Genomic DNA, 17,369 nt, shown 5'->3' with positions numbered 1-17,369 from the left:
GCTTTTGCGTCGTGACCACCGTCCGGCTCCCGCTCTTCCCCCTGAACTCGGTGCTGTTCCCGGGGCTCGTGCTTCCGCTCAACGTCTTCGAGGAGCGCTACCGCGCCATGATGCGCGAGCTGCTGAAGACGCCCGAGGACGAACCCCGCCGGTTCGCCGTCGTGGCGATCCGTGACGGGCACGAGGTCGCGCCGAGCGCCCCCGGCATGCCCGACCCGACGGCGCTGCGGGAGCGCGGGCCCGCGGCGGGCTTCGGCCCGGATCCGATGAAGGCCTTCCACAAGGTGGGCTGTGTGGCCGACACGGCGACGATCCGGGAGCGGGCGGACGGCACCTTCGAGGTCCTGGCGACCGGGACGACCCGGGTGAGGCTGCTGTCGGTGGACGCCTCCGGGCCGTTCCTCACCGCCGAGCTGGAGCCGGTGGCCGAGGAGCCGGGCGACGAGGCGGGGGCCCTGGCGGAGGGCGTGCTGCGGGCGTTCCGGCAGTACCAGAAGCGGCTGGCGGGGGCGCGGGAGCGGTCGCTGGCGACCGGCGCGGAACTGCCGGACGAGCCGGGCGTCGTCTCCTATCTGGTCGCCGCGGCGATGGTGCTGGACACGCCGACGAAGCAGCGGCTGCTGCAGGCACCGGACACCGCGTCCCGGCTCCGCGACGAGCTGAAACTCCTGCGCGCGGAGACGGCGATCATCCGTAGCCTGCCGTCGTTGCCGGCGCCGGACCTGACGCGCGGCCCGACGAATCTCAACTGAGGTCTGAGCCCTGATGGCGAAGAAGTCCAAGAAGCAGCAGTCCGGCGGCACGCCGGCGACGGTGGCCCTGGCCGCGGCGGGCGCCGAGTTCACGCTCCACTCCTACGAGCACGACCCGTCCCACCCCTCCTACGGCGAGGAGGCGGCCGAGGCGATGGGCGTCTCCCCCGACCGGGTGTTCAAGACCCTGGTCGCCGAGGTCGACGGCAGACTGACGGTGGCCGTCGTGCCGGTGGCGGGCCAGCTGGACCTGAAGGCCCTGGCGTCGGCGGTGGGCGGCAAGCGGGCGACGATGGCCGACCCGGCGCTCGCGGAACGCACCACCGGCTATGTCCGCGGCGGCATCTCGCCGCTGGGCCAGCGCAAGAAGCTGCCCACGGTCCTGGACGAGTCGGCGACGGGCCACACCACGATCTGCGTCTCGGCGGGCCGCAGGGGCCTGGAGGTGGAACTCGCCCCGGACACCCTGGCCGAGCTGACCTCGGCGACGCTGGCTCCCATCGCCCGCCCGTAGCCTCTCCGGGCGCCCGCGCAGGGCCCCTCGACGAGCGCCGCGCACGGCTCCCGGCGGGCGTGCGTTTTCGGACGTGCTTCCGGCGTTCGCGCGGGGCCCCTCGACGTCCCACTCCTCCTCGGCTATCGAGAAAGGACATGTCGAAGAGGACGCGCAAACGCAGGTGGCGCACCAGGAAGGGCCGCGCGAACCACGGGCGCCGGCCGGCGTAGGAATCCGAGGAATCCGAGGTACCCGCCGTCCGCCGGCGAGCCGCTGCGGACGGCGTCATGCACGGGCGCGACGTACCGGGCCCCGGTCCCCGTACCGGACGTACGAGGGCCGGGGCCCGGTGCTGCTTCGCGGGGCCCGGAGTTCTCCGGCGCCCGGCGCCGCTTCTCCCGTTGCGTCGCCCGGTGCTACTTCTCCAGGCGCACGGTGCTGTTCTGCTCCGGGGGCGGCGGGAAGTGCTCGGGGTCGCGCGGGCCGAACAGGGCTGTCAGGCCGAGGTGCAGCACCAGCGCCGCCATGGACCAGGCCAGCAGCGCCCCCTTGGCGCCCAGCTTCAGCGGCGCGTCGAAGGCGACGCCCCTGCCCGCCTCCCGGGCCTGGGCGATCAGATCCTGCTCCGGTCCCAGCCACACGCCGACCCGCCAGGCCAGCAGCGAGCCCAGCAGCCCGCCGAGCGCCATCCCGGCCACCAGCGGCACTCCCCCGCGCCGCCGCAGCAGGAAGACGACCAGCGCGCTCACCGCGCCGAAGCCCAGGGCCAGCAGGGTGAAGGTGCCGTCGGCGCCCACCGCCTGCTCGCCCTCGGTGTCCTTGACGTAGACGACCCAGCTGTCGCCGGTCACGTCGCCCACGTACGCCACGCGCGGCGCCAGCCACCACCACAGCAGGCCCAGCAGCACCCCGCTGAGCGCCACCGCGACCGCCGTCACCACGGCTTCCCGCATCTCCGTCTTCATCCCGGGCCCGTCCTGCCCGTACCACCCGAGCCCGGTGTCCGCGGCATGCCCCGGCTTCCCCGGCCCGGCGTCCTTGGGCGTCGCCGCGGCGAACTGCCCCGCGGCGGGCGACGACGGCGACTGACCCCGCCACCCGTCGGGCGAGGAGTGTTCGTGCGGCGGTGGTGGTGTCAGAGGTGCGCTCACCCTGCCCATCGTGCCAGGCTCCGCCCCGGCGTGTGTCACCGGACGGCGGCCCTGCGGTAGGCCCAGGTGGCGACGCCCAGCGAGAGCACCCCGACCACCCCGCACACGGCGAGGTCGCCGAGCACCAGTCCCCAGCCGGGCTGCGCCTCGAGGGTGCGGGCGAAGGCGTCCACCCCGTAGGTCGAGGGCAGCAGGTCCCGGGCGAGGCGCACCGCCTCGGGCATCCGCTCGGCCGGCAGCACCCCCAGCAGCAGCGCGGCGGACATGCCCAGCTGCCCGAGCAGGGTCGCCAGCTCCGGCCGCGGGGCGAGCAGGCCCAGCGCCGCCCCGAGCCCGGCGAGGGCGGCCCCGGCGAGCGGGATCACCGCGGCCAGCACCCACAGATGCGCCAGCGGCAGCCCGAACAGCACGCAGCCGAACACGGCCGTCACCACGGTCCCGGGCACGGTGAACGAGGCGTACGCGCCGGCCGCGCCCAGCACCACCGCGGCCGGCGGCACCGGCAGCGTGGCGTAGTGGTCGAGCCCGCCGCTCGCCCGCAGCTGGCCGAAGTACTGCGCCAGCAGGTTCAGCGCCACGAAGGCGACGACCAGCACCGAGGAGCCGGCGACCACCGCCCGCGCCTCGCCGCCGCCGTCGACGACCCCGCGCATCAGGATCATGATCCCGACCGACTGGAAGGTCGCCACGAACAGCAGCGGGATGCGCGCCACCCGCGCCCGGGACAGCTGCGCCCGGTACACGGCCGCCAGCGAGGGCCACAGCCGTGCCCGCGGACCGAGCTCGGCCGGCCGGCCGGCGGTCTCCTCCGCGGCCAGGACGCCGCCCGGCAGGACATCGGCGGGTACGACACTCACGTCGTGCTGCTTCCCTTCGCCAGAAGATGCGCTCGCAGGGCCACCGGGAGGTGCGTCCGGTCCCGCCGAGGCGGTCGCCCTGTTCCGTACGGATGCCGCGCCGGGTGTGCTCACCGTGCCGCTCACGCCTTCACCAGCCCCCGCCGCACGGCCCCGCCGAGCGCCAGATAGACGTCCTCCAGGCTGGGCGTGGCCAGCGTGAAGTCGTCCAGCGCGGCGAAGGCGGCCCCGCCGGTGACGGTGGCGACGACCGTACGGGCCTCCTCGGGGGCGAGCCGCAGGGTCCACCGGCGGCCCGACTCGGCCGCCCGGTCCCGCAGCGCGGCGACCTCGGGCACGTGCAGCGGCGCGGCCTCGCGCCACACCAGCTCGACCCGGACCTCGCCGGCGACCTGCTCCTTCAGCCCGGCGGGGCTGTCGCAGGCGATGACCCGGCCCCGGTCGAGCACGGCGACGCGGTCGAGGACGGTCTCGGCCTCGATGACGTTGTGGGTGACCAGCAGCACCGTGGTGCCGTGCTCGGCGCGCCGCCGGTCGACGGCGGACCACACGGCGCGCCGCGCCACCGGGTCCATGCCGGTGGTGGGCTCGTCGAGCACCAGCAGGGGGCGCTCGCCCACCAGCGCGGCGGCGAAGCAGGCGAGCCGCCGCTGGCCGCCGGAGAGCTTGCGCAGCGGGCGGCCGGCCAGCGCGGTCAGGCCCAGCTCCTCCAGCACGGCGTCGCGCTCGGCCCGCGCCCGCCGGGCGCCGAGGCCGCGCAGCCGTCCAGTGGTCTCGGCGGCGAGGGACACGGTCAGCTCGTCCAGCGCGGTGGACTCCTGGCCGAGGTAGGCGAGGATGCGGGAGGCGCGCTCGGGGTGGCGGACGATGTCGTGGCCGAGGATCTCGACCGTGCCGCGGTCGGGGCGCATCAGCCCGGTGAGCTGGCGCACCAGGGTGGACTTGCCGGCGCCGTTCGGCCCGAGCAGCCCGAAGATCTCCCCGCGCCGGATGTCGAGGTCCACGTCGTCGGTGGCCCTGACCTCGGGCGTCGCCGGGACCCCGCGGCGGCCGCGCGCCGCCGGGTAGGTCTTGGTCAGCCCGCGCACCGTGCACACGGCCTCACCGCCGTGCCGGAATGCCTGTGCCGCGCGCGTACTCACAAGGGACGAGACTACGGGGTCGGCGGGCCCGCCCGGTTTCCGGGGCGGAGGTTACTCGGCGGCCGCCGCCCGCTCGGTGCCGGTGCGCACGTCGATCTCGCGCCAGAATCCCGCACGGATGGCGTAACGGTCGCGTTCGTCGATCTGGTCGTCCTTGTGGGCGAGGAGGCCGAAGCGGGCGGCGTAGCGCAGCAGCTCGCCGTCGATGCGGTGCGGGATGCGCGGGTACATGCCGGACAGCCTCTGCAGGTGGCTCTGGTCGCCGAGACGTTCCACCCAGCGCCGGGCGAAGACCTGCCCCACCTCGTAGGGGTCGCCGCCGACGGTGGTGATGTCCTCCTCGCGGTCGGCCCACCGCTGCTCGGCGGTGGTGAGCTGGGCGAGCGTCGGCATGGACGCGGCCTCGGGGGGCTCGGTGACCGGCCGGTCCACCCAGCCCTTGTCGGAGGACCAGCGCAGGGTGGCGGAGGCCGGCGGCGCGGCGGTGCCGGGGGCGCGCAGGGCGGCCAGGTCCTTCGGGGTGGGCACGGCCCTGGCCACCGGCGTGCGCTCCGCCGAGCCGTTGGACGCGGCGGGCGCGGGGTGCGGGGCCGGCTGGGCGGCGCGTTCGGAGGCGGCGGGGAGCGCGGACTCGGGCAGCGGGGCGGAGAGGATCGCGGCGATCTCGGGGCGGGCGACCGGCGGGGGCGCGCACACCCCACTGATGTCCTTGGCCCGTACCGCCTTGACGATCCAGGCGCGGTCGAGCACCCGTCGTTCGTCGGCCTCGGCGACCAGGTCCTCGGACTGGTTGTAGTCGCCGTCGGCGGCCTGCACGGCCCACAGGTGGACGGCGACGCCGTGCTCCTTGGCGGCCATCATGCCCGGCAGCAGGTCGCCGTCGCCGGTGACCAGCACGATGTCGGAGCAGGCGCGGTTGCGTGCCAGTTCGGTCAGCTCGGCGTGCATGGCGGCGTCCACGCCCTTCTGCGCCCAGCGGCCGTCACTGCGGGTGAGGGCGCCGAGCCGGACGGTGACCCGGGGCATCACGCGCAGCCGCCGGTGCTCGGGCTGCGGAACGCGGTCGGGCGCGCCGTCGAACCAGTAGATGCGCAGCAGCGGCTGCTGGGTGTCGGACTCGGCGCGTTCGCGCAGGCCCTGGATGAGAGCGGCGTGATCCACGGTGATCCGGGACCGTGAGGGTTCCCCGGCGAGGAGACTGGCGGCGGCCCCCAGCAGATACCCGGCGTCCACCAGGACGATGCAGCGGTCCACGCGATCCACCCTCTTTCCGGGAGGTTTGCTTCGGGCTTGATTCGAGTCTGCCCGACCGTGCCGGGGTTAACGGCTCGAACTCGATCTTCGGCGTGGCGTTTCCACACTTCCTCCCCCGACCGCACTTGTCACACACGGTAATTGTCCGACTCGCGCGGGTTATGCGACTATGTGAACCTGGTTCCGGCCCTGGCCCCTAGATCCCCCACAGGAGGCATCCCATGGCCAAGAACAAGAACCGTGACCGTAAGCAGGCCCACAACCAGCGTGCCCAGCAGGCGCAGCAGCCGACCGCGATCGAGACCCCGGACGAGCAGCGCACCTCGCAGGCGGCTCCCGACGAGATCGCGCGCAAGGGCCGGCAGAAGCGCTTCGGCCACAACTGACATCCGCACATCGGGCTGTTGAGGCCCAGGCAGAGCACGAGGGGCGCCCCCGGTTCCGGGAGCGCCCCTCTCGCACGGCGGGCCCGTCCGCTCAGCCGGCCAGGCAGGACGGTCCGAGGAACGCCTTGAGGTCGCCGAAGAGGGCCGGGTCGGGCTTGACCCGGTGCCGGTCCAGCCGCAGCACCGTCGTCTTCCGCGGTCCCTGGAGCTTGATCCGCACCTCGCTGTCGCCCTTGTGATGACTGAGGATCTCGCCGAGGCGGCTGACCATCGGCGGGGTCACCCTGGCCGCCGGGATGGTGAGCACCACGGGCGCGTTGGTCCCCGCGTTGGACAGGTCGGGGACCATCAGCTCCATCGCGACCAGCCGCGGCACGTCCTCCCGCTTGTCCAGGCGGCCCTTGACGAAGACCACCGCGTCCTCGACGAGTTGCGTGGACACCAGCTGGTACGTCGCCGGGAAGAACATGCACTCGATGGAGCCCGCGAGGTCCTCCACCGTGGCGATGGCCCAGGCGTTGCCCTGCTTGGTCATCTTGCGCTGCAGGCCGGAGATGATGCCGCCGATGGTGACCACCGCGCCGTCGCCGAAGTCACCGCCGGTGAGCTGGGAGATGCCCGCGTCGGCCTTGTCGGCCAGCACGTGCTCCAGGCCGAACAGCGGGTGGTCGGAGACGTACAGGCCGAGCATCTCCCGCTCCTGGGCGAGCAGGTAGGCCTTGTCCCACTCCTCGTCGGTGAAGGTGACGTCCAGGCCGAAGCCCGGTTCGTCGCTCTGGTCCTCGCCCATGCCGCCGAAGAGGTCGAACTGCCCCTCGGCCTCCTTGCGCTTGACCGCGACCACGTTGTCGATCATCGGCTCGTACTGGGCCATCAGCCCCTTGCGGGTGTGGCCCAGGGAGTCGAAGGCGCCGGCCTTGATCAGCGACTCGGTGGTGCGCTTGTTGCAGACGACCGCGTCGACCTTGTCGAGGTAGTCCGGGAAGGAGGTGTACTTCCCCTTGGCCTTGCGGCACTTGATGATCGACTCCACCACGTTGGTGCCGACGTTGCGCACCGCGGACAGGCCGAAGAGGATCACGTCGTCGCCCTGGGCGGCGAAGTTCGCCTCGGACTCGTTGACGTTCGGCGGGAGCACCTTGATGCCCATGCGGCGGCACTCGTTGAGGTAGACGGCCGACTTGTCCTTGTCGTCCTTCACCGAGGTGAGCAGCGCCGCCATGTACTCGGCGGGGTGGTTCGCCTTGAGGTAGGCCGTCCAGTAGGAGACCAGTCCGTACGCGGCGGAGTGCGCCTTGTTGAAGGCGTAGCCGGCGAACGGCACCAGCACGTCCCACAGCGCCTGGATGGCCTCGTCGCTGTAGCCGTTCTTGCGGGCGCCGGCCTGGAAGATGACGAAGTTCTTCTCCAGCTCCTCCGGCTTCTTCTTGCCCATCACGCGGCGGAGGATGTCGGCCTCGCCGAGCGAGTAGCCGGCGATGATCTGGGCGGCCTTCTGCACCTGCTCCTGATAGACGATCAGGCCGTAGGTGACGTCCAGGACCTCCTTGAGCGGCTCCTCCAGTTCGGGGTGGATCGGGGTGATCTCCTGCTGGCCGTTCTTGCGCAGCGCGTAGTTGGTGTGCGAGTTCATGCCCATCGGGCCCGGCCGGTACAGGGCCGAGACGGCGGAGATGTCCTCGAAGTTGTCCGGCTTCATCAGCCGGAGCAGGGAGCGCATCGGGCCGCCGTCGAACTGGAACACGCCGAGGGTGTCGCCGCGCTGGAGCAGCTCGAAGGTCTTGGGGTCGTCGAGCGGGAGGCTCAGGAGATCGATGTCGATCCCCTTGTTGGCCTTCACCATCTTGACGGCGTCGTCCATGATCGTGAGGTTGCGCAGGCCCAGGAAGTCCATCTTCAGCAGGCCGAGCGCCTCACAGCTCGGGTAGTCCCACTGCGTGATGGTCACGCCGTCGGTGTGCCTCACCCAGACCGGGACGTGCTCGGTGATGGTCTCGCTGGACATGATCACGCCGGCCGCGTGCACGCCCATCTGCCGGACCAGGCCCTCCACACCGCGGGCGGTGTCGATCACCTTCTTCACGTCCGGCTCGTTCTCGTACATCGCCCGGACCTCGCCCGCCTCCGAGTAGCGGGGGTGGCTGGGGTCGGTGATGCCGGACAGCGGGATGCCCTTGCCGAGGACGTCGGCGGGCATGGCCTTGGTGATGCGGTCGCCCATCGCGTACGGGTAGCCCAGCACGCGGGCGGCGTCCTTGATGGCGTTCTTGGCCTTGATGGTGCCGTAGGTGCCGATCATGGCGACCTTGTCGGCGCCGTACTTCTCGGTCACGTACCGGATGACCTCGACCCGCCGGCGCTCGTCGAAGTCGATGTCGACATCCGGCATGGAGATGCGCTCGGGGTTGAGGAAGCGCTCGAAGATCAGGCCGTGCGGGATGGGGTCGAGGTCGGTGATGCCGAGGGCGTAGGCGACGATCGAGCCGGCCGCCGAGCCGCGGCCGGGGCCGACGGCGATGCCCTGCTTCTTCGCCCACATGATGAAGTCGGCGACCACGAGGAAGTAGCCCGGGAAGCCCATCGAGATGATGGTGTCCATCTCGTACTCGACCTGCTTCATGCGGTCTTCCGGGATGCCGTCCGGGTAGCGGCGGTGCATGCCGCGCATGACTTCCTCGCGGAACCAGCTGACCTCGGTGTAGCCCTCCGGGATGTCGAACTTGGGCATCAGGTCGCGCTTTTCGAACATGCCCGTGGTGTCGACCATCTCGGCGATCAGGGCGGTGTTGGCGCAGCCCTGCTGCCAGGCGTCCGAGGAGTCGATGGCATACATCTCCTCGGTGGACTTCAGGTAGTAGCCGGTGCCGTCGAACTTGAAGCGGTCGGGGTCGGAGAGGTTCTTGCCGGTCTGGATGCACAGCAGCGCGTCGTGGGCGCTGGCCTCGTGCGCGTAGGTGTAGTGCGAGTCGTTGGTCACCAGGGGCGGGATGCCCAGCTTCCGGCCGATCTCCAGCAGGCCGTCGCGGACCCGGCGCTCGATCTCGATGCCGTGGTCCATCAGCTCCAGGAAGTAGCGGTCCTTGCCGAAGATGTCCTGGTAGTCGGCGGCGGCCTTGAGCGCCTCGTCGAAGTGGCCGAGGCGCAGCCGGGTCTGGATCTCGCCGGAGGGGCAGCCGGTGGAGGCGACGATGCCCTCGGACCACTTGGCGATGGTCTCCTTGTCCATCCGGGGCCACTTCTGCAGCCAGCCCTCGGCGTAGGCGTCGGAGGAGAGGCGGAAGAGGTTGTGCAGACCGGTCTTGTTCACCGCCCACATCGTCTTGTGGGTGTAGCCACCGGAACCGGAGACGTCGTCGCGCTTCTGGTGCGGCTGGCCCCAGAGGATCTTGCGCTTGTTGCGCCGCGACTCGGGGGCGACATAGGCCTCGATCCCGATGATCGGGGTGATTCCGGCCTTCTGCGCGGAGTGGAAGAAGTCGTACGCCCCGTGCAGGTTGCCGTGGTCGGACATGGCGATGTGCGTCATGCCCATCTCGTTGCAGGCGTTGAACATGTCCTTCAGCCGCGCGGCACCGTCCAGCAGCGAGTACTGGGTGTGGACGTGCAGGTGCGTGAACGGCGGCTTTGACACGGTGCGGCCTCCAAGGAGAACAGCTGGTGACGGACAGGCGGCGAGTCTTCTGGTCAGCGTCGAAGTCTATGCCCCGGCACTGACACTCGCGGCCCTTCCACGCGTACCTTCGGGCGGGGGTCACGGGCACTCCCGGGCAGCGTCACACGTTGGACACCGGGACGGCCCGGCCCGGCCGTCCGACGACCCGTCCCGCACCAGGAGGCACTCCGCGATGTCGGTCCCGCAGCTCAGCGACGAGCACCGCGGTGAGGAGATCCTCGCCGTCCTCGACACCGCCTTCGGCGAGCTCCTCGCCGCCGACCCGGCCGCGTTCCGCGTGAAGTTCCGGAAGATGGCGGCCTCGGCCTTCGCCTTCTACCGGGGGACGGCGTGCCTCTTCTACCACGACCTGCAGGCGGAGAAGCGCTCCGGACCGTACCTGGACGAGCGCACCTCGCGAGTGTGGATCCACGGCGATCTGCACGCGGAGAACTTCGGCACCTACATGGACTCCAACGGCCGCCTGGTCTTCAACGTCAACGACTTCGACGAGGCCTATGTCGGTCCCTTCACCTGGGACCTGAAGCGGTTCGCCGCCTCCGTGGCGCTGATCGGCTACGCCAAGGCGCTCAGCGACGAGCAGATCACCGAGCTGGTGGAGATCTACGCGGCCGCCTACCGCGAGCGCATCCACGCGCTGGCAACGGGCGCCAAGAGCGACGAGGTGCCGCCCTTCACGCTGGACACCGCGCAGGGTCCGCTGCTGGACGCGCTGCGTGACGCGCGCTCGCTGACCCGGTTCGGGCTGCTGGACTCGATGACCGAGATCCGGGACTTCGAGCGCCGCTTCGCCCCCGGCGGCGGCGCGGTCGAGCTGGACGCGGCCACCCGCTACAAGGTGCTCGCCGCCTTCGACGGCTATCTGGAGACGCTGCCGGACGCCTCGCTGGCCCGCCCGGACTCCTACCGCGTCAAGGACGTGGTGGGGCGCCGCGGCATCGGCATCGGCTCGGCCGGGCTGCCGTCGTACAACATCCTGCTCGAGGGGCACAGCGACGCCCTGGAGAACGATGTGGTGATCTACATCAAGCAGGCTCAGACACCGGCGGTTTCGCGCCATATCACGGACCCGGCGATCCGGGAGTACTTCCAGCACGAGGGGCACCGCACGGTGATCTCCCAGCGCGCCCTGCAGGCGCACGCCGACCCCTGGCTGGGCTGGACCGAGCTGGACGGCACGGGACAGCTGGTCGCCGAGGTCTCGCCGTACGCGGTGGACCTGGACTGGAGCGACATCGACGAGCCGGAGGAGATCGCGCAGGTGGTGGCCGACCTCGGCCGGGCCACGGCGGCGATGCACGCGGCGGCGGACGACACCTCGGGCGAGTCGCTGGTGCCGTTCTCCACGGAGCGGGCCATCGACGCGGCGATCGCCGCCGACGAGGAGGGGCTGGCGCCGCTGCTGGTCGACTTCGCGCACACCTACGGCGCGCGGGCCCGCGCCGACCACCAGATCTTCCTGGACCTGTTCCGCAACGGCCGGATCCCGGGCCTGTGAGCCGGCGCCGGGCCCGCCCGTCGCCCGGCCCCTTTCCCCGAGCCCCTTCCTCTTCCTCGAGCCCTTCCTCTTCCTCCGGCCCTTTAGCGCTCCCTTACCGGAGCGCATGACACACTTTCCCCGCCATGGACATATCCGGAACCCAGCTCAGAGCCGTCCGCGCGGCGCTGTTCACGGCCGTGGTCGTGACGCTCAGCACCGCGTCGCACGTGCTGCTGTCCGGGGCTCCGCTGCCGCTGAACACGGTGGCCGCGATCGCCGGGGCGGTGTTCGTCCTGGCGTTCGCCCTGGCCGGCCGTGAGCGGTCCTTCGGGCACATCGCCGCGCTGCTGATCCCGCTGGAGCTGGCCGCCGACACGGTCTTCACCACCGGCCAGCACGTCTGCTACGGCCGCGCGGGCGGGCCGGTCGCCGGTCCGCTGCGCCAGGTCGGCTTCGACGTGCTGTGCGGCGACGGCACGAGTGTGGGCGCGCCGCTGGCCCGGGTGACGGGCCCAGCGGGCGGCGGTGACCGGCTGCCGGCCCTGCTGGCGCAGGCCGGCCCGGGCACCGCCTGGCTGCTGCTCGGCGCGCACATCGGGGTAGGCCTGGTGGCGGCGGCCTGGCTGCGGCGGGGCGAGCGGGCGCTGGGGCAGCTGCTGCGGGCGGTGGCGGCGACGACCTTCCGTCCGCTGCTCCTCGCGGTGGCGGTGATCACGGCGCACCGCACCCCCCGCATCCGCCGCCCCTCCCGCCCGACGGCCCCCACCCCCACGATCCGCCTGCTGCTCCTCTCGCACTCCCCGGGACGCAGGGGCCCCCCGTGCCCGGTCACGTCCGCGTGACCTGAACCGAGCACGGCAGTCCCTGCACACATCCCGCACCCCCGTGTGGTGCGTCCCGTTGGAGTAGAACACCCATGAGCAAGCGAAACAGCCACGCAGCCAAGACCGCCGCCCGCGAACGCCTCCGCGCCGAACGCGAACGCCAGGCCAAGAAGGCCAAGCTGAGGCGGCAGGTCATCGTCGCCTGTTCCATCGTCGGCGTCCTCGCCGCGGCCGGCGGCATCGGCTACGCCCTCGTCCAGGCCAGCAAGCCCTCGGGCTGGGACAAGGCCGCCAAGGCCAAGGTGGTCGCCCCCGCCAACACCTCGGGCAAGAACGGCACCACCGTCACCATCGGCGAGTCCAAGACGGACAACGTGGTCCACCTCTACGAGGACCCGCGCTGCCCGGGCTGCGCGGCCTTCGAGCAGAACGTCGGCGAGGCCGTCAACAAGGGCATGAAGGACGGCGACTACAAGCTCACCTTCACCGTCGGCACCTTCCTGGACGACCGGCTGACCGGCGAGGGATCCAAGAACGCCCTCAGCGCCCTCGGTGCCGCGCTGAACGTGAGCACCGACGCCTTCCTCGACTACAAGGCGGCCCTCTACTCGGCCGAGTACCACCCCGAGGAGACCGAGGACGAGTTCGCCAAGGACGACTACCTGCTCAAGGTGGCCGACACGGTGGACGCCCTGAAGGGCAACAAGGAGTTCCAGAACGCCGTGAAGAAGGGCACCTACGACGCCTGGGCGCTGAAGATGAGCGAGTCCTTCGACAAGACCAAGGACGTCAAGTCGACCCCGACCATCAAGATCAACGGCAAGGTGATCGAGACCCCGGGCACGCCCGCCGAGTGGCAGAAGGCCCTCAAGGACGCGGGCGTCACCAAGTGATTCCCGGATGAACCAGGCCGAATCACTGTCAAAGAGCGGACGAATTCTGGCGAGTTCGTCCGCTCTTGCATGTACCTGCCAGTAGCCTGATCGGCTGTGACCAGTCGATACAGATCATCCGAGACATCTGTTTCCGCCACCGCGGACGTCAAGTCCCTCTCTCCGCGCCGCCGTTCGGTCGTCAAGGCTGCCGCCGCCACCGCGGTGCTGGCCGGGCCGCTGGCCGCCGCGCTGCCCGCCCGCGCCGCCGCTCAGGCGCCCGCCTTCCTGCACGGTGTCGCCTCCGGCGACCCGCTGCCGGACGGCATCCTGCTGTGGACGCGGGTGACGCCGGTGCCCGAGGCGACGCCGGGCTCGGGGATCGGCCCGGACACCGAGGTGAGCTGGACCGTCGCCCGGGACAAGGCGTTCACCGACATCGTCGCGAAGGGTTCCACCCTCGCCACCGCCGCCTCCGACCACACCGTGAAGGCGGACATCCGCGGGCTCAGGCCGGCCACCGAGTACTGGTTCCGTTTCTCGGCCGGCGGCACCGACTCCCCCGTCGGCCGCACCCGCACCGCCCCGGCCCCCGACGCCGCCGTCGGCGGACTGCGCTTCGGCGTCGTCTCCTGCGCCAACTGGGAGGCCGGCCACTTCGCCGCGTACCGCCACCTCGCCGCCCGCGGCGACCTGGACGCCTGGCTGCATCTGGGCGACTACATCTACGAGTACGCCAGCGGCGGCTACGGCACCCGTGGCACCGTCGTCCGCCCGCACTCCCCGGCCCACGAGATCGTCACCCTGGCCGACTACCGCCTGCGGCACGGCACCTACAAGACGGACCCCGACCTCCAGGCCCTGCACGCCAAGGTCCCGGTCATCGCGATGTGGGACGACCACGAGTTCGCCAACGACACCTGGTCGGGCGGCGCCGAGAACCACACCGAGGGCGCCGAGGGCGCCTGGGCCGCCCGCCAGGCCGCCGCCAAGCAGGCCTACTTCGAGTGGATGCCGGTGCGCCCCGCGATCGAGGGCACCACCTACCGCCGCCTGCGCTTCGGCAAGCTCGCCGACCTCTCCCTGCTGGACCTGCGCTCCTTCCGCTCCCAGCAGGTCTCCCTCGGCAAGGGCGAGGTCGACGACCCGGACCGCACCATCACCGGCCGCGCCCAGCTCGACTGGCTGAAGGCGGGCCTGTCCGCCTCCGATGCCACCTGGCGGCTGGTCGGCACCTCGGTGATGATCTCGCCGTTCGCCATCGGCTCGCTCCCCGCGAGCCTGCTCAAGCCGCTCGCCAAGCTGCTCGGCCTGCCCCAGGAGGGCATCGCCCTCAACACCGACCAGTGGGACGGCTACACCGACGACCGCCGCGAACTCCTCGCGCATCTGCGCGGCAACGCCATCCGCAACACCGTCTTCCTCACCGGCGACATCCACATGGCGTGGGCCAACGACGTGCCCGTCAACGCCGGTACGTACCCGCTGTCCGCCTCGGCCGCCACGGAGTTCGTCGTCACCTCGGTCACCTCCGACAACCTCGACGACATCCTGAAGGTCCGCGAGGGCACGGTCTCCTCGGTCGCCGCCCCGCTGATCAAGGCGGCCAACCGGCATGTGCACTGGGTCGACACCGACCGCCACGGCTACGGCGTGCTGGACATCACCGCCGAGCGGGCGCAGATGGACTACTACGTGCTCTCCGCCCGCACCCCGGACGCCACCGCCGCCTGGGCCCGCTCCTACCGCACCCGCAGCGGCACCCAGAAGGTCGAGCGCAGCTACGACCCGGTCTGAACCGGGTCAACGGGCCGGGGTCAACGGTTCCGGGTCAGTCCGGACCGGCAGGACCTGGTCAGTCCAGCGAGTCGAGGAAGCCGAGTGCCACCCGCCAGGTGGCCTCGGCGGCCTCCTCGTCCCAGTCCGGCAGGCCGGGGTCGGTGTAGAGGTGGCCGGCCCCGGCGTACCGGTACACCTCGACGTCCGCCCCCGCCCTGCGCATCTGCAGGTACCAGGCGCTCAGCCAGTCGTCCGTCTCGAACGGGTCCGGCTCGGCGACGTGCAGCTGCACCGGCAGCTCGTCCACCGAGGCGTTCGGCGCGATGTCCGAGGTGCCGTGCAGAAGCAGCAGGCCCCGCGCCTTGTCGTCGCCGAGGGCCAGCGTCTGCGCGATCGAGGCGCCCAGCGAGAAGCCCGCGTACACCAGCCCGCGCTCCGAGTAGGGCGCGGCGGTCAGCACGGCCCGCTTCAGCAGCTCGTCCTTGCCCACCTCGTCCTTGTACTCCATGCCCTCCTCGACGGTGTCGAACGTGCGGCCCTCGAAGAGGTCGGGCGTCCACACCTCGTGTCCGGCCGCGCGCAGCCGGTCGGCGGCCTCCCGCACCGCGGGCCTGAGACCGTAGGTCGAGTGAAAGAGCATGATGTTCATGCCGACCATGGTGCCAGCCGGAGGCGACCGCACCGGACCGCGGCCGTACCCGCGACGCCATGGAAGTCACATGTTCATACCGCTGTGGGCCGGTTAGGTTCGCAGGCATGGATGACGTGCTTCGCCCGCTGATCGTGGCCGGCGGCTCGGTCGTGCTCACGCTGCTGCTCGGCTGGGCCACCGACAGGCTGCTGCGCAAGGCCGACCAACGGCACCCGGAGACCCCGCTGTGGGGGCTGCTCCGCCGCGGCCGCGTCCCCTACCAGCTGCTGCTGTGCGCGGCCCTGCTCAGAGGGTCGTACGTCGAGGCCCGGGTGCTCCCCGAGCACCAGGTCGGCATCGGCCGGACACTGACCCTGGTCCTGATCGGCTCGGCCGCCTGGCTGGTCATCCGCATCGCCGCGGCCGTCGTCGAGACCTCCTACACCCGCTACGCCAGCGCCCACGCCCAGCGCGACCCGGCGCGGGTCCGCCGGGTGCGCACCCAGGTGACGCTGATCCGGCGGGTGGTCTCGGCGATCGTCGGGGTCGTCGCCGTGGCCGCGATGCTGCTGACCTTCCCCGCGATGCGCGCCGCCGGCGCCTCGCTGCTCGCCTCGGCCGGCATCCTCGGCATCGTCGCCGGCGTCGCCGCCCAGTCGACGCTGGGCAACATGTTCGCCGGGCTGCAGATCGCCTTCGGCGACATGGTGCGGATCGGCGACACGGTGGTGGTGGACGGCGAGTGGGGCACCGTCGAGGAGATCACCCTCACCTTCCTGACCGTGCGCACCTGGGACGAGCGCCGGATCACCATGCCGGTGTCGTACTTCACGTCCAAGCCGTTCGAGAACTGGTCGCGCGGCACCCCGCAGATGACCGGCACCGTCTTCTGGCACCTGGACCACACCGCCCCGCTGGACGAGATGCGCGAGCGGCTCCGCGACATCCTGCGCGAGTGCCCCGCCTGGGACGGCCGCGCCTACAACCTGACCGTGACCGACACCACCCCCAGCACCATGGAGGTGCGGGCCCTGGTGACGGCGAAGGACGCGGACGACATCTGGACGGTGCGGGTCACCGTCCGCGAGCAGATGATCCGCTGGCTGGCCGAGGAGCACCCGTACGCCCTGCCCCGCATCAGCACGGCGGCGGCGGCCCCGCGCCCCGCACTGGACGGCCGGCGCTCCGCCTCGGTCTCCGCCCCGGCCGGGATATCCGCGGCGCGGAACACCCAGGGACCGCCGTCCGACGGGTGAGCCGGGGGGCGCCCGGCTCAGTGTCCGCGCTCGGCTCCGCCGTTGACCTGGATGATCTGCGAGGTGATGTGCCCGGCGCCCGGTGAGGCCAGCCAGTGCAGCGTGGAGGCGATGTCACCGGGGGTGCCGGCCCGCTTGTCCAGGGTCTCGGCGATCAGCCGTGCCCGCCGCTCCTCGTCCATGCCGTCGCCGAAGAACGCGGTGTCCTCCACATAGCCGGGCGCGACGACGTTCACGGTGATGCCGTGCGGGCCCAGCTCCCGGGCCAGGGCGTGGGCGTACGGGTGCAGCCCCGCCTTGGCCGCGGCGTAGGCCACCTGGCCGGAACCGCGGTAGGCGGCGATGGAGCTGAGGAACAGCACCCGGCCGCCCGGCTCGGCGAGCCGGTGCTTGAGGGCCTCGGTGAGCAGGACGGCGGTCAGCAGATTGAGCCGGAAGTTGACCGTCCAGTGCCGGGCGACGGCGTCCAGCGGGTCGTCGCCCCCGACCGGGGGTTCGAGCAGCCCGTTGCCTCCGGCGCTGTGGATCAGCACATCCACGGCACCGAATTCCCGGCCCACGAATCCGGCGACCGAGCGGACCGCCTCGGGGTCCGCGAGATCCGCGGCGAAGGTCAGCGCCCCGGGCACCCCGGCCCGCTCCAGCACCTCCCGCCGGCGCCCGACCAGCAGCACCTGGTCCCCGTCGGCGGCGAACATCCGGGCGGCGGCCAGCCCGATCCCGGTGCCACCACCACTGATCACAACGTTCCGAGTCATGAGGGCACCCTACGAAGCACGGGCCGCCGAAGGCGTCAGGCCACGAAGGAAACGCACA

At 71.7% G+C, this 17,369-nt stretch carries 15 protein-coding genes; 8 read left to right on the top strand and 7 right to left on the bottom strand.

The annotated features are described in order from the left end of the window. The first annotated feature begins 11 nt into the window (after window positions 1-11). Window positions 12-752, top strand: coding sequence for an LON peptidase substrate-binding domain-containing protein (locus tag ABD198_RS10345; RefSeq protein WP_343999633.1), 741 nt, complete (start codon window positions 12-14; stop codon window positions 750-752). 13 nt (window positions 753-765) lie between these two features. Beyond that, window positions 766-1,266: a Cys-tRNA(Pro) deacylase gene (gene ybaK, locus ABD198_RS10340; protein WP_343999632.1), complete on the top strand. Its 501-nt coding sequence runs from the start codon at window positions 766-768 to the stop codon at window positions 1,264-1,266. 398 nt (window positions 1,267-1,664) lie between these two features. Here the strand turns inward: ybaK and ABD198_RS10335 are convergent, their stop codons facing one another. From ABD198_RS10335 to ABD198_RS10320, 4 genes are all read right to left on the bottom strand, one after another. After that, window positions 1,665-2,399, bottom strand: coding sequence for an AAA family ATPase (locus ABD198_RS10335; RefSeq protein WP_343999630.1), 735 nt, complete (start codon window positions 2,397-2,399; stop codon window positions 1,665-1,667). Between the two features lie 35 nt (window positions 2,400-2,434). Then, window positions 2,435-3,256 carry an ABC transporter permease gene (locus ABD198_RS10330; protein WP_343999629.1) on the bottom strand — a complete coding sequence of 274 codons (822 nt, stop codon included), beginning with the start codon at window positions 3,254-3,256 and terminating at the stop codon, window positions 2,435-2,437. Between the two features lie 122 nt (window positions 3,257-3,378). After that, complete coding sequence (locus ABD198_RS10325) at window positions 3,379-4,353, bottom strand: ABC transporter ATP-binding protein (RefSeq protein WP_343999722.1); 975 nt, start codon at window positions 4,351-4,353, stop codon at window positions 3,379-3,381. 96 nt (window positions 4,354-4,449) lie between these two features. After that, window positions 4,450-5,652: an NYN domain-containing protein gene (locus tag ABD198_RS10320; protein WP_343999628.1), complete on the bottom strand. Its 1,203-nt coding sequence runs from the start codon at window positions 5,650-5,652 to the stop codon at window positions 4,450-4,452. A 221-nt stretch (window positions 5,653-5,873) separates the two neighbouring features. Here ABD198_RS10320 and ABD198_RS10315 point away from each other — a divergent pair, with 221 nt between their 5' ends. Continuing rightward, entirely contained in the window at window positions 5,874-6,038 is a 165-nt protein-coding gene (locus tag ABD198_RS10315) for a hypothetical protein (RefSeq protein WP_167994743.1), read from the top strand. A gap of 91 nt (window positions 6,039-6,129) precedes the next feature. Here ABD198_RS10315 and dnaE read toward each other — a convergent pair whose 3' ends face one another. Then, window positions 6,130-9,669, bottom strand: coding sequence for a DNA polymerase III subunit alpha (dnaE, locus tag ABD198_RS10310; protein ID WP_343999626.1), 3,540 nt, complete (start codon window positions 9,667-9,669; stop codon window positions 6,130-6,132). Between the two features lie 214 nt (window positions 9,670-9,883). On the opposite strand from dnaE, the gene ABD198_RS10305 reads away from it, so the two are divergent. The 4 genes from ABD198_RS10305 to ABD198_RS10290 all read left to right on the top strand — a co-directional run bounded on the left by ABD198_RS10305 (window position 9,884) and on the right by ABD198_RS10290 (window position 14,684). Continuing rightward, a complete protein-coding gene (locus ABD198_RS10305; RefSeq protein WP_343999624.1) occupies window positions 9,884-11,209 on the top strand; it encodes a DUF2252 domain-containing protein in 1,326 nt (441 codons plus the stop codon). A gap of 125 nt (window positions 11,210-11,334) precedes the next feature. Further along, the gene (locus tag ABD198_RS10300; protein ID WP_343999622.1) at window positions 11,335-12,033 is read left to right on the top strand and encodes a hypothetical protein; all 699 of its coding nucleotides are present in this window, start codon (window positions 11,335-11,337) and stop codon (window positions 12,031-12,033) included. 74 nt (window positions 12,034-12,107) lie between these two features. Continuing rightward, on the top strand, window positions 12,108-12,908 hold the full coding sequence (locus ABD198_RS10295) for a DsbA family protein (protein ID WP_343999620.1): 801 nt from the start codon (window positions 12,108-12,110) through the stop codon (window positions 12,906-12,908). A gap of 96 nt (window positions 12,909-13,004) precedes the next feature. Further along, a complete protein-coding gene (locus ABD198_RS10290; protein ID WP_343999618.1) occupies window positions 13,005-14,684 on the top strand; it encodes an alkaline phosphatase D family protein in 1,680 nt (559 codons plus the stop codon). A 58-nt stretch (window positions 14,685-14,742) separates the two neighbouring features. On the opposite strand, the gene ABD198_RS10285 is transcribed toward ABD198_RS10290, so the two are convergent. After that, a complete protein-coding gene (locus tag ABD198_RS10285) occupies window positions 14,743-15,315 on the bottom strand; it encodes a dienelactone hydrolase family protein (protein ID WP_343999616.1) in 573 nt (190 codons plus the stop codon). 107 nt (window positions 15,316-15,422) lie between these two features. Between ABD198_RS10285 and ABD198_RS10280 the strand changes: the two genes are divergently transcribed. After that, window positions 15,423-16,553 carry a mechanosensitive ion channel family protein gene (locus tag ABD198_RS10280; protein WP_343999614.1) on the top strand — a complete coding sequence of 377 codons (1,131 nt, stop codon included), beginning with the start codon at window positions 15,423-15,425 and terminating at the stop codon, window positions 16,551-16,553. Between the two features lie 17 nt (window positions 16,554-16,570). Here ABD198_RS10280 and ABD198_RS10275 read toward each other — a convergent pair whose 3' ends face one another. Then, window positions 16,571-17,311, bottom strand: coding sequence for an SDR family NAD(P)-dependent oxidoreductase (locus ABD198_RS10275; RefSeq protein WP_343999612.1), 741 nt, complete (start codon window positions 17,309-17,311; stop codon window positions 16,571-16,573). Window positions 17,312-17,369 lie beyond the last annotated feature (58 nt).

Source organism: Streptomyces thermocarboxydovorans (assembly GCF_039524635.1).
Classification (GTDB): domain Bacteria; phylum Actinomycetota; class Actinomycetes; order Streptomycetales; family Streptomycetaceae; genus Streptomyces; species Streptomyces thermocarboxydovorans.
This window is presented reverse-complemented; position numbering and strand designations above follow the sequence as displayed.